This is a genomic window from Marinobacter sp. MBR-105 (assembly GCF_053628895.1).
In genome coordinates, this window is record NZ_JBRJHG010000018.1 from 54,578 (window position 1) to 67,605 (window position 13,028).

The following is a 13,028-nucleotide window of genomic DNA, read 5'->3' on the forward strand; positions in this document are numbered from 1 at the left end:
ACAGTATCGTCTGCCTGTGTAATATTCAATCAGCCATCAGTGGAAGGCTCGGGAGACCGGTTTGGCAAATGGCAAATGGGACACAGTCCTGATCGAAGGACTGGCGGTGGAAACCGTGATCGGGGTGTACGATTGGGAACGCGAAGTCACACAGCGGCTACTGGTGGATCTGGAACTGGCGTGGGATAACTCGGTGCCCGGCGCCAGTGACGATGTTGCCGATGCACTTGATTACGCCGCCGTTAGCGAGCGGGTCAGTCAGTGCCTGAAAACGCTGCAGCCGGAGTTGCTGGAGCGGGCCGCAGAGGAAGTTGCCCGTTTGCTGCAGAGCGAGTTTGGCGTGCGTTGGCTGAGGCTGACGTTGAGCAAGCCCGGTGCTGTGCCGGCCGCACGCTCGGTGGGCGTGAGAATTGAGCGGGGGGCACGGGCATGAAACGTGTATACATCAGTATCGGCAGTAATATTGAACGCTATCGCCATGTCAGCGCGGCGCTGGATGCTCTGGCCGGTTGGTTTGGAGAATTGGCCATTTCTCCGGTTTACGAGAGCGAATCGGTCGGCTTCGATGGCTCGGATTTTCTGAACCTGGTGGTGGGTGTGGATACCGATATGTCGGTAGGAGAGCTTTCCCGGCGCTTCAAAAAACTTGAGGCAGACAACGGCCGCAAAGCTTCGGCGCCCAAGTTCAGTCCAAGGACTCTGGATCTGGATATTCTCACCTGGGGCGATGCGACCGGCACCCTTGATGGGGTTGAACTGCCCCGGGCTGAAATCCTAAAAAACGCATTTGTCCTGAGGCCGCTGGCCGATATTGCTCCGGACGAATTGCACCCTGTGTGTGGAGAGAGCTATCGCAGCCTCTGGCAGTCTTACCAGAAGGACCAGAAGCTCTGGCCCGTCGATTTCACCTGGCAGGGGCGTCAGATCTCAAGTTCCGGAGCGGTCGCGGAATAACCGGATCAGGTTGTCGGTGGCGCTGTCTCCAGCGCTGCCATCTTCACTCTCGCCCAGCAGTTTCGGAAGAATTTCGTTGCCAATCTGTTTGCCCAGCTCCACGCCCCATTGATCAAAGCAATCAATATCCCAGATCACGCTCTGCACGAAGGTGCGGTGTTCATAAAGTGCAATCAGTGCCCCCAGGGTGTGCGGAGTCAGGCGTTCCATCAGCAGGATGTTGCAGGGCCGGTTACCGGGAATGGCCTTGTGTGGGGCCAGTTGGCGGGCGGCATCACCATCAAGACCGCCGGCCACCAGTTCCTGTTCGGCCTCTGCTTCCGTCTTTCCGGCCATCATGGCTCGTGCCTGAGACAGACAATTGGCAAACAGAGCAGCATGGTGGCTGGCCACCGGATTGTGGGACCTCAGGGGAATGATGAAGTCGGCAGGAATCAGCCGGGTACCCTGATGAATCAGTTGGTGATAGGCGTGCTGGCCGTTAGCGCCCACGCCGCCCCAGAGCACGGGCCCGGTAGGGTAATCCACGCTGATGCCATTCTGGGTTACGCGCTTGCCGTTACTCTCCATATCCAGCTGCTGAAGGTGCTCCGGCAGGTATTTCAGGTATTCGTCATAGGGCAGTACCGCATGGCTCTCGGCGCCCCAGAAATTGTTGTACCACACGCTGAGCATGGCCATGATTACCGGCAGGTTTTCCCGCTCGGGCGCTTCCCTGAAATGGGTGTCCATGGCATGTGCACCGGCGAGTAGCTCCCGGAATGCCGCCATGCCAAGCGTTAACGCAATCGGCAGGCCGATGGCGGACCAGAGGGAATAACGACCACCTACCCAATCCCACATGGGAAAGGTGTTGGCGGGTTCGATGCCGAACCGGGCCGCTTCTTCGACGTTGGCCGTGACTGCCATGAAATGCTGGGAGACCGAGGCTGCGTTGCCACCATTATCGAGAAACCATTGCCGGGCGAGCAGGCTGTTCTCCAGGGTTTCCTGGGTACGGAAGGATTTTGACTGCACCAGAAACAGCGTGGTGTCCGGGTTCAGGCGGGTGAGGGTTTCAGTAATGTCGGTGCCGTCGATGTTGGCAACAAAGTGACAGTTAATGGAACCCTGCCAGTAAGGGCGTAGAGCTTCGACGGCCAGCTTCGGCCCGAGAAACGAGCCGCCGATGCCAATGCTGACAACGTCGGTAAACCGGGCGCCGGTGTGGCCGGTGCGTTCACCACTGTGAATGCTTTCAACCAGCGCTTTCATCTTCCCCAGTGTGCGATGGATTTCGGGAATGATGTTGTCGCCGTTAACCCGAACCTCGCCCTGTTCACCCTCACGAAGGGCGGTGTGCAGGGCGGGGCGTTGTTCCGTGAGGTTCACCAGACCGCCCCGGAACAAGGCCGTGCGACGTTCCTCCAGACCACAGGCCTGGGCCAGGTTGAGCAGAGCCTCCAGCACTTCGTCCGTCAGCCGGTTGCGGGAGAAATCCAGCGACAGGCCGGCACCCTCTACCAGGTAACGCTGGGCACGGCCCGGATCCTGCTGAAACAGCTCCCGCATGGGTAGATGTTCGAGCCGGGCTTTGGCGTCGTTGAGAGCTTGCCATTCTGCTCGGCTGGTGAGCGCAGGGTGTTTCTCAGGCATCAGGGGGTCCCTTCCGTTGTCTGGGGGTGAGGCTCCATAGTAAGGTTTCAGCGCGTGATCGAGAGGTTATCAATCAAACGGGTGGTACCCAGGAACGCTGCGACCAGTAGTGTGAGCTCGCGGTCATCCTTGCTGGCGGGCTTCAGGGTCAGGCTGTTGACGATGTTGAAATAGTCCGGCCTGAGCCCTGCCTCAGACAGTGCATCGCGTGCCTCCTGCTCGAGGATGCTGTAGTCGGTGCGTCCCTGTGCCAACTGGTCAGCGGTATGACGGAGTGTCCGGAACACCACCGGAGCGATGCCCCGCTCCTGCTCGGACAGATAGCCGTTACGGGAGCTTTTCGCCAGGCCATCGTCTTCCCGCACCGTCGGCGCGCCAATCACTTCCACCGGAATCATCAGATCCCGGGCAAGTTTGCGTATCACCGCCAACTGCTGAAAATCCTTTTCGCCAAACACGGCAATGTCGGGCTGAACCATGTTGAACAACATGGTAACCACGGTGGCCACGCCTTCAAAGTGGCCCGGCCGGCTGGCGCCACAGTGGCCCTCGCTGACTTCGGGAACCACCACCTTGGTCTGATTGGCGAGCCCTTCCGGGTAGATCTCTTCAACGCCCGGGGCAAAGACCAGAGTATTGCCCGCTGCCGCCAGCCTTTCCTGGTCTTCAACCAGGGTTCGCGGGTAGGTGTCCAGGTCTTCATTGGCGCCGAACTGCATCGGGTTCACGAAAATACTGGTGACGACGATATCGGAGGCCTCGGCCGCCTTGCGCACCAGCGAGATATGGCCCTCGTGCAGGTTGCCCATGGTGGGTACCAGACCGATGGTCTTAGCCTGCTGGCGATAGCCCCGCAGAATCGTGCGCAGTTCTTTGAGTGAGTGTACGGTTCTCATGCCTTGAACGTATGCTCCTCGGCTGGGAAAGTGCGTGCTTTGACGGCTTGGGCATAAGCCGCAATGGCTTCCGGGATGGAGTCGGTCTCGGCGAGGAAGTTCTTCACGAAACGGGGTTTGCGGCCGATGGTGACGCCCAGCATGTCGTGCAGTACCAGTACCTGGCCATCGGTATCTGAGCCTGCTCCGATGCCGATGACCGGCGCCTTCACGGCCTGGGTGATACGAGCGGCGAGCGGGGCCGGTACACACTCCAGCAGGATGAGATCGGCACCGGCGGCTTCCAGTTCGCAAGCATGCTCAATCATGGCCTCGGCGGTCTTCTCATCACGTCCCTGTACCTTGTAGCCGCCGAACTTGTTGACGAACTGTGGCGTCAGGCCCAGGTGGGCACAAACAGGCACACCACGTTCACTCAGGGCTTCGATGGTGTCCTTCATCCAGTCGGTGCCTTCCAGCTTGACCATGTGGGCGCCGGCGCGCATCAGCTCCGCAGCATTGTCCAGTGCATCGGCAACGGTACCGTAAGACATGAACGGCATATCGGCCATGATCAGGGCGCCTTTGTTACCGCGGGCGACACAGCTGGTGTGATACACCATCTGATCCATGGTGACCGGGAGCGTACTGTCGTGGCCTTGCAGCACCATACCAAGAGAGTCGCCAATCAGGATGACATCAACGCCAGCCTCGCTGACAACCTGAGCAAAGGTTGCATCATAGGAGGTCAGTGCAGAGAAGGCTTCGCCTTTTTGCTTGTATTCCCGCAGGGTATTGATGGTAACTGCCATAGAATCCTTGCCTTTTGGGTGGATGGGCCAGTTTTGGACCGGGGTCGACCGGTGCTCAGAGCGTTAATGTAAATCCCGGGTATATCAGACACAAGAGTAGCATGGTCTTCCTCACCTGGATGCCATAAGGAACCTGGTCAGGGGTGCGCCTGGGCTGGCAGCTTGCGCAGCTGGTTGTCCGGGCAATCTCGGCGCAGTTCCGCAACGGTGGTGCCGTCCGGCAGTGCCAGTTCCGGGGCCAGGTCCAGCAGGGGTTGCAGGACGAAATCACGGTTGGCCAGTTCCGCGTGGGGAACGGTCAGGCGCGCGTCGTTGAGGGTTGTCTGACCAAACAGCAGCAGATCCAGATCCAAGGTGCGTGGTCCCCAGTGCCTCAGCCGCTCACGGCCGTGGGCCTGTTCAATAGCTTGCAGGCAATCCAGCAGTTCGTGGGCAGAAAGATCGGTACGCAGATGAACGGCACCGTTAACGAAATCTGGTTGATCCTGCGGGCCGACGGGGCGGCTGGCATAGAACGGAGATTGCGCGACCAGTGTGGATTTGGGTAAGCCCGCGAGTTCCGACACGGCTCTTGCCAGTTGGGCTGCAGGCTGTTCCAGATTGCTGCCCAGCCCAATATAGGCATCGACTGTCATGGCTGGGGCGGTTTTCTTGCAGGTTTGCGCTTGCGACGGCGCTTTTTCGGACCACCGGAGCCCAGCTCGGAAAGCATTTTTTCCTGCGCACGCTCATCCGCCTGCTGGAATTCCGTCCACCATTGCCCGAGGCCCGGCTCAATTTCGCCCGCGGCTTCCCGCACCAGCAGAAAATCGTAGGCCGCCCGGAAGCGCGGATGGGTCATGGTACCGAACGCACGTTTGCCCTGGCGACGGGGTAGCCGCATCTGCAGTTCCCAGATTTCTTTCATGGGGCCCGAGAAACGTTTCGGTATTGCGGTTGCCTGCACCTGGCGCCCGATCACCTTGCCGATGGCGCCGTGCAGCGCGGGCTGAACCGGATCGCCATTGTCCTGGCGCCTGCGCCATTCCACCTGCAGAGCCGGCCAGAGCATGGCCGCAAACAGGAAATACGGGGTCACTGATTTGCCCTGGGCAATCCGGGCATCGGTGTTGCGAAGGGCTTGCAGTATCAGTTCATCGGGTTCGCCGGCATCCAGTGCCCGGGCGGTTTCCGGGAACAGTGGGGCCAGCAGCCCATAATCCTGAAGCAGGCGATAGGTTGCCTCGCCGTGGCCGGCGGAGAACAGTTTGAGGACTTCATCGAACAGCCGGGCCGGAGGGATGTGCGCCAAGAGCGGGGCCAGCTCCCGAATGGGGGCCTCTGTTTCCGGTTCAATCTCGAAATCGAGTTTGGCCGCAAAACGAATGGCGCGCAGCATTCTCACGGGATCTTCCCGATAGCGGGTTTCCGGGTCGCCAATCAGGCGGATCTGACGGTTTTTCAGATCCTGCACACCGTTGGCAAAGTCGATAATGGAGAAATCCCGGATGCAGTAATACAACGCATTGATGGTGAAGTCGCGCCGCAGTGCGTCTTCTTCCTGATTGCCATAGACATTATCCCGCAGTAACAGACCATGTTCACTGGTCTTGTGCTCGTCGTCGGCCAGGTCGTCATCGGTATCCCGGGCATTACCACGAAAGGTGGTTACTTCGATGATTTCCCGCCCAAACACCACGTGCACAATGCGAAAGCGGCGACCAATCAGGCGGGAGTTCCGGAACAGGTCGTGAACTTCTTCGGGTGTTGCGTTGGTGGCTATGTCGAAGTCTTTGGGTTGTCCGCCAAGGAGAATGTCGCGAACGCCACCGCCCACCAGATAGGCCTCGTAGCCGGACTTGCTCAGACGGTGCAGTACCTTCTTGGCCGGTTCACTGATCATGGAGCGGGAGACGTTGTGCTGATCCCGCGGGATCTCCTGCCGCTGGTAGTGGCGGGCTTTCTTCTTCCCGTTGCCGGGAATGAAGGAGCGTAGTTTTTCAACAAGTCGTTTAGGCATGGAATTCCGTGTTTGCGAAGCGCAAAAACGGGGATTTTAACGGTTTGCGCAGGAATTGCACATGTTTGACGGAAATGCCAGTGAATAAAGTGGTCATGGAGGCCTGTTGAGGGAAGGCTGTTTTTGGCAGTCCGGAAAATCAAAAGGCGGATCCGTTTTCACGAATCCGCCCTGAAAGCGTTGACGATCTGCATTGTTTTTGTTGTTGCCGGGATTCTTTTTGATTCTTTTACCCCACTGTGTTGTCCCCAAGATAAGGACCTTAAGCAATGCAAACGGAAAGCTTTGAATACATAGAGCGGCCAGGAACACGGTGCGGGTTATGGGAGTATCTGCAGTGTCGCCTGGAAGACGATTCTTCTCTACATCTACAACTCGCACGTGTCGTGGGACCCCTAAAAAGCATAGTACCCAAAACACTCAGTTCGCTTGCACCCTGTTCTTGTTTTTGTTGCCGGGCGCTCGTGCAGCTATTTGTTTTTGTTTTGGCGCTGCGTTGTCACTTTTGTTTTTGTTGTTGTGCGCTTATTAGAGTGCAGTGGTCGTGCCAGTTTTTGAAAAGTCTTGTTAAACAAGGGGTTGTGAAAATGAGGTGTGTAAGTGTTACCCCGTATCTCCTGAAAGTGTTACCTGGGTCTCATGATCTGGACAGGAAGTGTTACCGAGAGGAACAGGTGGTAACAACTGATTCTAGGTTCATTCTTTGGGTCAGGCTTTTTTGCGGGGAATGCCCAGGCGTTGCCGACGCTCCCAAAGTGACTTCCGGCTGATGCCCAGCTTCTGTGCCAGCTCGGTCTCGCTCATCCGGTCCTGATTTTCAAGCACAAAGTGTTGGAAGTAATCCTCCAGCGACAGATCGTTGGACGAATCGACATCCCTTGCAGGGGTTTGTTCATTATTGCCCTCAACCAGGGTTTCCGGGATGTATTCGTCGGCGGAGTCGCTGTCCAGGTCCAGTACCGCCGAGGTAATGACATCGCCATCGGTCAGGATTGAGGCCCGTTCGATGGCGTTTTCCAGTTCCCGGACGTTACCGGGCCAACGGTAGCGTTCCAGGGCCTGCATGGCCTCCGGGCTCAGAGACAGCTCCGGACGGCCAAGCTTGCTGGCCTGGCGTTTCAGGAACCGGCGGGCCAGGCCCAGAATGTCGGCACGACGCTCCCGCAGGGGGGGGATGCGGATCTGCATCACGTTCAGCCGGTAGTAAAGGTCTTCCCGGAACTCGCCGGTTCTGGTCATGGCTTTCAGGTTTCGGTGGGTTGCGGCGATCATCCGCACGTCCACGGTCCGGCTCTGGGTGGAGCCCACTTTGCGAATCTCGCTTTCCTGCAACACCCGCAGCAATCGGGCCTGGGCTTCGGCAGGTAGTTCGCCGATTTCATCCAGGAACAGACTGCCGCCGTCTGCCGCTTCAATCAGCCCGGTGCGGGCCGAGACGGCGCCGGTAAAGGCGCCTTTCTCGTGGCCAAACAGTTCCGATTCGATCAGGCTTTCGGGAATGGCAGCGCAGTTTACGGAGATGAGCGGTTTGCGGGCTCGCGGGCTGAGCAGGTGCAGAGCCCGTGCCGCCAGTTCCTTACCGGTACCGGATTCGCCCTGGATAAGCACTGTGGTCTCGGTGGGGGCGACTTTGCGAATCAGGGTGAACACCTTCTGCATGGGCTCACACTGGCCAAACATGATCTCGGATGGGTCCGAGTCGGGCCCGCTCGTGCTGGCGGCATCACCAGAACCGGTTGTTTCATCGGAAGCCGAAGACTTGCGTGCCAGAATATTCTCTACAGCCGCGAGCATTTCGTCATGGTCGAAGGGTTTGGCAATGTAGTCCACGGCGCCCATCTTCATGGAGTCAACCGCGGACCGCAAACTGGCATAACTGGTCATGATCAGTACCGGCGTGTTGGGGGCGCGGTTGATCATTTCCGTACCGGCGGCGCCTGGCAGGCGCAGATCGGTGATGACCAGGTCGAAGCTGTCCGGGTCGAGGCCCTCGGCTTCTTCTACCGAGACAGCATCTGCCACCTCATAGCCGGCGTGCTGGAGAAGTTTGCGAACCGCCGAGCGGATAATGTCTTCGTCTTCAACAATCAGAATACGGGGCATAGGGTGTTCACGACCTTTCGTTCGGGCTGCTGTAACCGCTGTCGGTATCAGGCTCGTAGGCAGGCAGGCGGAGTCTCACGCAGGTGCCCAGGCCGGTTTCCGGATTGGCCGGGCTTTCCACCTGAATGTTGCCATAGTGCTCTTCAATGATGCTGTACACCAGTGACAGGCCAAGTCCGGTTCCTTTGTTGGGGGCCTTGGTGGTGTAAAACGGTTCGAAAATATGATCCAGCTGGTCTGCCGGTATGCCGGAGCCTTCGTCAATGACCTCGATGATAGCGGAGTAGCCGTCGGCCTTTCCAGCAACCCGGATGGTGCCGCCGTCCGGGGAAGCGTCCCGGGCATTGGCCAGCAGGTTGATGAATACCTGTACCAGCCGTTGTTCATCTCCCAGCACCTGCAGGCTGGCGGGGCACTCGTTCAGAAAACTGATGCCGAGCCCCTTTTCGCTGAGTGACAGCAGGTTGATGGATTCATCAATGCAGCGGTGCAGGCTGACCGGCTCATAACGGTTGGCATGGGCGTGGTTGCCGGTACGTGCGAAGTTCATCAGCGACTGCAGGATGGTGGAAATGCGTCGGGTCTGCTGCTGGATCTGGTCTGCAGTTTCCAGAATGGACGGATCATCGGTTTCCAGTTTCAGGTTCTGGGCCAGAGACGAGATGCCGGTGACGGGATTACCGATTTCGTGAGCGACGCCGGCCGCGAGGCGCCCTACGGAGGCCAGTCGTTCGCTGTGCATCAATTCATCTTCCAGCAGGCGGGTTTCGGTCTGGTCTTCCACCAGGATGATCGAGCCGCCTTCGGTGTGATCCGGGCCGCTTAGCGCCGCCTTGTGCAGGTTCAGCCAATGTGGCTTGCCGCGAAGATCCAACCTGTGCTTGTAGCGGTGCAGGTCGTCGCCTCGATTGAAATCGTCCAGCAGGGCGTGCCAGTGCTCCGGCAGTGCCAGCAGCTTGGCCCCGACCACTTCCTCGGCGGAAATGTTGGTGAGGCTCTCCATGGCATGATTCCACATCAGAATTTCGCCGTCTTCACCCACTGAACAGGCGGGGATGGGCAGGTTTTGCAGGGTCTGCCGGTAGTGGCGGCGAAGGTTGTCCAGTTCGCCGGCCAGGCCAGTGAGCTGATTCTGGTAATCACCCAGCGCTCGCTCCACATAGCGAATATCCTGTCCGGTACCTCCATGGGTCAGCGGTTTGAAGCCCAGGTGGCGCTTGACGATGTCCCGTGCGACCGAAGGCCCCAACAGGCCAGACAGGTTGATTTCCACTTGATCCCGCAACCGCCGCAACTGGTAAGGCCGGAACTCGACATTGGGGAGCTTGAGCTGGTTCAGGGCCCGCTCCACTTCCCGACGGGCGACCCGGATGCCCAGTGGCTCGGCCAGTTGCTGCACGAATTCGTTGGAGGATGCTGCCAGCAGTTCCCGCCGCTGCGGCCGGGACAGGGCGCCTAGCGAGCACGCCTGAGCGGCACTGGTTTCCTCCGGTGATGCCGGGCTGAGAATTGAGACCAGCGCGAACACACTGATGTTGGCGGTCAGGCTGACGAAGGTGAACAGGTGCCAGTTGTCGTAGCCGGGCGTAACCGGCAACTCAAGCCAGGACAGGATGTCTGCCGCCACCGAGAACGGCAACACCAAGGTGATCAACCAGATGAACAGGCCGGTAAACAGGCCGGCAATGAGGCCACGGCGGTTGCCTTCCGGCCAGTAGATGACGCCAAGCGCGCCCGGCAGCAGCTGCAGTGTGCCGGAGAGCGAGATGGCGCCCAGAATAGACAGGTCCAGGTGCTGGCCAATGGTTTCATGGAACAGCAGGGCCAGAAACAGGATGACGGCAATCAGTAGGCGTTTGACCCACTGCAGCCAGCGATAGATGTCACCTTGATCCCGGGGCGTCTTGAGCGGCAGAACAACGTGGTTAAGCACCATGCCGGACAGGGCCAGGGTACTGACGATCATCAGTCCGCTGGCGGCGGAAAGCCCGGCAATGTACATGGCCATGGTCAGGACGGGGCTCTCCAGGGCCTGGGCTACGCCGATACTGAAAAAGGCCGGCGGAGCGTCAACCGACAGCGACTGGCCACCCCAGACAATCAGCGGCACCGGCAGGCCGACCAGCAGCAGGTACAGTGGCAATCCCCAGCTGGCCTTCGCGAGGGCACGGGGGGACGGGTTCTCACTGAAAGTCATGTGGTACATGTGGGGGAGCACCAGGGCCGCGGCGAACGACATCAGCAGCAGTGCCCGCCAGCTTCCGTCATTAATTGCCATGGTCATGGTGGCTTCCGGATGTGAAGTTTCCGCCAACCAGGCCTCAAGCCCATTGGTACCACCGAAAACCGAGAACAGGATAACGCCGCCTAAAACCAGGAGGGCAACCACTTTCACCAGGGAGTCGAAGGCGATGGCCAGTACCAGCCCCTGATGGTTGCCGGAGGCCTGATGGCGACGGGCACCAAACAGCATGGTGAACAGCACCACGATCAGGCTAAACATGACGCTGATAACTTTCGGCGGCGCATCCGGGGCGAGCAGGCTGGCGGAAACCGAGACTGCCTGAATCTGCATGCTCAGCAAGGCCAGAATGGCTGCAGCCGAACACAGGGTGACCAGGGTGCCCGCCCACTGGCTGCGGTAACGATAGGCGAAAAGATCGGCCAGCGACGTCAGTTGGTAGGCGCGGCCTATGCGGAGAATCGGGTTGAGCAAAACCGGTGCCAGCAGGAAGGCGCCGCTGATGCCCAGGTAATAGGCCAGGAAGCCGTAGCCGGAGTCCGCCGCCATACCAATGGCGCCGTAGACGGCCCAGATGCCGGCATAAACCCCAAGGCTAAGGGTATAGATCAGTGGGTGGCGAACCCAGCGGCGCAATAACGTGCCCCGTTCGGTGCCCCAGGCAATGCCGAACAGAACGATCAGATAAAACAGGCTGGCCAGGAGCAGGCCGGTGGCGCTAAAACTCATTGGGATCCCGCCGCCATTCCAGCCAGAAACCGATAGCAATCAGCCCACCCCAGATCACGAAGGGGCTGTACCAGGCATTCTCCGGCGATGTCCACCAATCCAGGATATTGGGCGAAAAAATGTAGATAGCCAGTACCAGCAGAAATACCAGGCGGTAGATATACATCGGGTTATCGGTCCGAAGGCGAAAGTGTCCCGCCGGTTATACCACGGGCCTGCCCGGATGTCAGGGGAATGGCGCTCCGTTGCCAGTGGGCCTCGGCCCAATTGAGAACTTCTTCAACCGTGGCACGAGCGAGTGTCGGCTCCGGTTGCTGCCCCATGGCCTGAAGTGCCAGAAAGAGATTGCGGGCAGGGTGATCGTCATCCAGGGCCGGAGCGTGGGTCTGCTTGCTGAGTTTCTGGCCTTGTTCATTGACGATTACCGGAATGTGCAGCCAGTGGGGTGGCTCGGCACCCAGGGCCCGGAAGACCTGTTGTTGCTGCGCGGTCATGTCGAGCAGGTCAGAGCCGCGAACCACATGAGTGATGCCCTGGTCGATATCGTCGACAACGACTGCCAGCTGATAGGCGTAGAAACCTTCCTTGCGCAGAATGACCGGATCGTCCAGTTCGGCGTGCACCATCTGTACCTGGGGGCCAAGCAGATCGTCCTGCCAGTGACTTGCTTCATCTTCGAGGGCAAAGCGAACGGCGTATGGGCCATCCCCGGGGCTGGTGTCACCTCGCCGGCACCGATTGGGATGGTAGCCGTGGTTGTCTTTGAGTTGTTTGCGTGAGCACCGGCAGCGATAGGCTTTGTCCTGCGCCAGCAGAGTTTCGATGGTGCGCTGGTAGGCGTCATGGCGCCGGGACTGAAAGCGGACGGGCTCGTCGGGGAAAAGGCCGTGGCATTCCAGTGAGTGCAGTATCTGGCCGGTGGCTTCCGGGGGTTCCCTTAGTGGGTCAAGGTCTTCGATACGAACCAGCCAGTCACCGCGGGCATGCTTTGCTTCCAGCCAGCTGGCCAAAGCCGTTACCAGGGAACCAAAGTGCAGTGGGCCGGTGGGGGAAGGGGCAAACCGCCCGCGATAACGTGAAGTCGCCATAGGCGTAGAAGGGCCGGCGGAGGACACGCCGCCGGCCCGGGGAAGCGTCAGATGCCGGTCTGGCGTTCGCGAATCTCAGCCAGGGTCTTGCAATCGATGCACAGAGTGGCCGTCGGACGGGCCTCCAGACGACGAATGCCGATTTCCACACCACACTGGTCGCAGAAACCGTAGTCGTCCTTGTCGATACGATCGATAGTCTGGTCGATTTTCTTGATCAGCTTCCGCTCGCGGTCGCGGGTGCGTAGTTCCAGGCTGAACTCTTCTTCCTGGGTTGCGCGATCGCTGGGATCCGCGTAGTTTGCTGCGTCTTCCTGCATGTGGTGCATGGTGCGGTCGACTTCTTCCATCAGCTCCTGCTTCCATTGCAGCAGCAGATCTTTGAAGTGCTGGAGCATTTCCGCACTCATGTATTCTTCACCCTTCTTCATTTCATAAGGGGTGAAGTTGGTAAAACGTTCGCGTGGTTGTTCTGCAGTGTTTGCCATTGAACCCGGCCTCTTGTTTGTACTTCACAAGAACGCTTTGCTTCCCTCCGCGCCAGTGTGGCTGCGCGGTTTTACCCTGGATAGCATTCGTCCTGAAACGGGA

The 13,028-nt window shown here is 59.1% G+C and carries 13 protein-coding genes; 2 read left to right on the forward strand and 11 right to left on the reverse strand.

The features are described from left to right. The first annotated feature begins 61 nt into the window (after positions 1–61). Both folB and folK (ACSSVV_RS17865) read left to right on the forward strand, forming a co-directional pair. A complete protein-coding gene (folB, locus tag ACSSVV_RS17860) occupies positions 62–433 on the forward strand; it encodes a dihydroneopterin aldolase (protein ID WP_011784193.1) in 372 nt (123 codons plus the stop codon). Continuing rightward, the gene (gene folK / locus ACSSVV_RS17865; protein ID WP_011784194.1) at positions 430–954 is read left to right on the forward strand and encodes a 2-amino-4-hydroxy-6-hydroxymethyldihydropteridine diphosphokinase; all 525 of its coding nucleotides are present in this window, start codon (positions 430–432) and stop codon (positions 952–954) included. Before folB ends, folK (ACSSVV_RS17865) begins: the two co-directional genes overlap by 4 nt. On the opposite strand, the gene pgi is transcribed toward folK (ACSSVV_RS17865), so the two are convergent. The 11 genes from pgi to dksA all read right to left on the reverse strand — a co-directional run bounded on the left by pgi (position 928) and on the right by dksA (position 12,925). Beyond that, positions 928–2,589 carry a glucose-6-phosphate isomerase gene (gene pgi / locus ACSSVV_RS17870; protein WP_454106672.1) on the reverse strand — a complete coding sequence of 554 codons (1,662 nt, stop codon included), beginning with the start codon at positions 2,587–2,589 and terminating at the stop codon, positions 928–930. The two genes, folK (ACSSVV_RS17865) and pgi, sit on opposite strands and share 27 nt — an antisense overlap. Before the next feature lie 47 nt (positions 2,590–2,636). After that, complete coding sequence (gene panC / locus ACSSVV_RS17875; RefSeq protein ID WP_454106673.1) at positions 2,637–3,485, reverse strand: pantoate--beta-alanine ligase; 849 nt, start codon at positions 3,483–3,485, stop codon at positions 2,637–2,639. Then, positions 3,482–4,276, reverse strand: coding sequence for a 3-methyl-2-oxobutanoate hydroxymethyltransferase (panB, locus tag ACSSVV_RS17880; protein ID WP_454106674.1), 795 nt, complete (start codon positions 4,274–4,276; stop codon positions 3,482–3,484). Before panB ends, panC begins: the two co-directional genes overlap by 4 nt. Positions 4,277–4,413: 137 nt before the next feature. Next, positions 4,414–4,911, reverse strand: coding sequence for a 2-amino-4-hydroxy-6-hydroxymethyldihydropteridine diphosphokinase (folK, locus tag ACSSVV_RS17885; protein WP_011784198.1), 498 nt, complete (start codon positions 4,909–4,911; stop codon positions 4,414–4,416). After that, positions 4,908–6,275 (reverse strand): polynucleotide adenylyltransferase PcnB, encoded by a 1,368-nt coding sequence (gene pcnB, locus ACSSVV_RS17890; protein ID WP_454106675.1) that lies wholly within the window; start codon positions 6,273–6,275, stop codon positions 4,908–4,910. Before pcnB ends, folK (ACSSVV_RS17885) begins: the two co-directional genes overlap by 4 nt. A 93-nt stretch (positions 6,276–6,368) precedes the next feature. Next, positions 6,369–6,656: a hypothetical protein gene (locus ACSSVV_RS17895; RefSeq protein WP_141068050.1), complete on the reverse strand. Its 288-nt coding sequence runs from the start codon at positions 6,654–6,656 to the stop codon at positions 6,369–6,371. A gap of 327 nt (positions 6,657–6,983) precedes the next feature. After that, complete coding sequence (locus ACSSVV_RS17900; RefSeq protein WP_454106676.1) at positions 6,984–8,378, reverse strand: sigma-54-dependent transcriptional regulator; 1,395 nt, start codon at positions 8,376–8,378, stop codon at positions 6,984–6,986. Positions 8,379–8,385: 7 nt separating this feature from the next. Next, entirely contained in the window at positions 8,386–11,349 is a 2,964-nt protein-coding gene (locus ACSSVV_RS17905) for an ATP-binding protein (RefSeq protein WP_454106677.1), read from the reverse strand. Further along, on the reverse strand, positions 11,339–11,515 hold the full coding sequence (locus ACSSVV_RS17910; protein ID WP_011784202.1) for a hypothetical protein: 177 nt from the start codon (positions 11,513–11,515) through the stop codon (positions 11,339–11,341). The genes ACSSVV_RS17905 and ACSSVV_RS17910 overlap by 11 nt, the downstream gene beginning before the upstream one ends. Before the next feature lie 4 nt (positions 11,516–11,519). After that, positions 11,520–12,437, reverse strand: a complete 918-nt coding sequence (gene gluQRS, locus ACSSVV_RS17915; protein ID WP_023008002.1) for a tRNA glutamyl-Q(34) synthetase GluQRS — start codon at positions 12,435–12,437, stop codon at positions 11,520–11,522. A 47-nt stretch (positions 12,438–12,484) separates the two neighbouring features. Beyond that, positions 12,485–12,925, reverse strand: coding sequence for an RNA polymerase-binding protein DksA (dksA, locus tag ACSSVV_RS17920; RefSeq protein ID WP_008940629.1), 441 nt, complete (start codon positions 12,923–12,925; stop codon positions 12,485–12,487). Positions 12,926–13,028 lie beyond the last annotated feature (103 nt).

Coding starts and splice junctions, on each gene's coding strand:
- folK (WP_011784194.1), top strand. CDS start 430: ATGAAACGTGTATACATCAGTATCGGCAGTAATATTGAACGCTATCGC.
- pgi (WP_454106672.1), bottom strand. CDS start 2,589: ATGCCTGAGAAACACCCTGCGCTCACCAGCCGAGCAGAATGGCAAGCT.
- panC (WP_454106673.1), bottom strand. CDS start 3,485: ATGAGAACCGTACACTCACTCAAAGAACTGCGCACGATTCTGCGGGGC.
- panB (WP_454106674.1), bottom strand. CDS start 4,276: ATGGCAGTTACCATCAATACCCTGCGGGAATACAAGCAAAAAGGCGAA.
- folK (WP_011784198.1), bottom strand. CDS start 4,911: ATGACAGTCGATGCCTATATTGGGCTGGGCAGCAATCTGGAACAGCCT.
- pcnB (WP_454106675.1), bottom strand. CDS start 6,275: ATGCCTAAACGACTTGTTGAAAAACTACGCTCCTTCATTCCCGGCAAC.
- ACSSVV_RS17900 (WP_454106676.1), bottom strand. CDS start 8,378: ATGCCCCGTATTCTGATTGTTGAAGACGAAGACATTATCCGCTCGGCG.
- ACSSVV_RS17905 (WP_454106677.1), bottom strand. CDS start 11,349: ATGAGTTTTAGCGCCACCGGCCTGCTCCTGGCCAGCCTGTTTTATCTG.
- ACSSVV_RS17910 (WP_011784202.1), bottom strand. CDS start 11,515: ATGTATATCTACCGCCTGGTATTTCTGCTGGTACTGGCTATCTACATT.
- gluQRS (WP_023008002.1), bottom strand. CDS start 12,437: ATGGCGACTTCACGTTATCGCGGGCGGTTTGCCCCTTCCCCCACCGGC.
- dksA (WP_008940629.1), bottom strand. CDS start 12,925: ATGGCAAACACTGCAGAACAACCACGCGAACGTTTTACCAACTTCACC.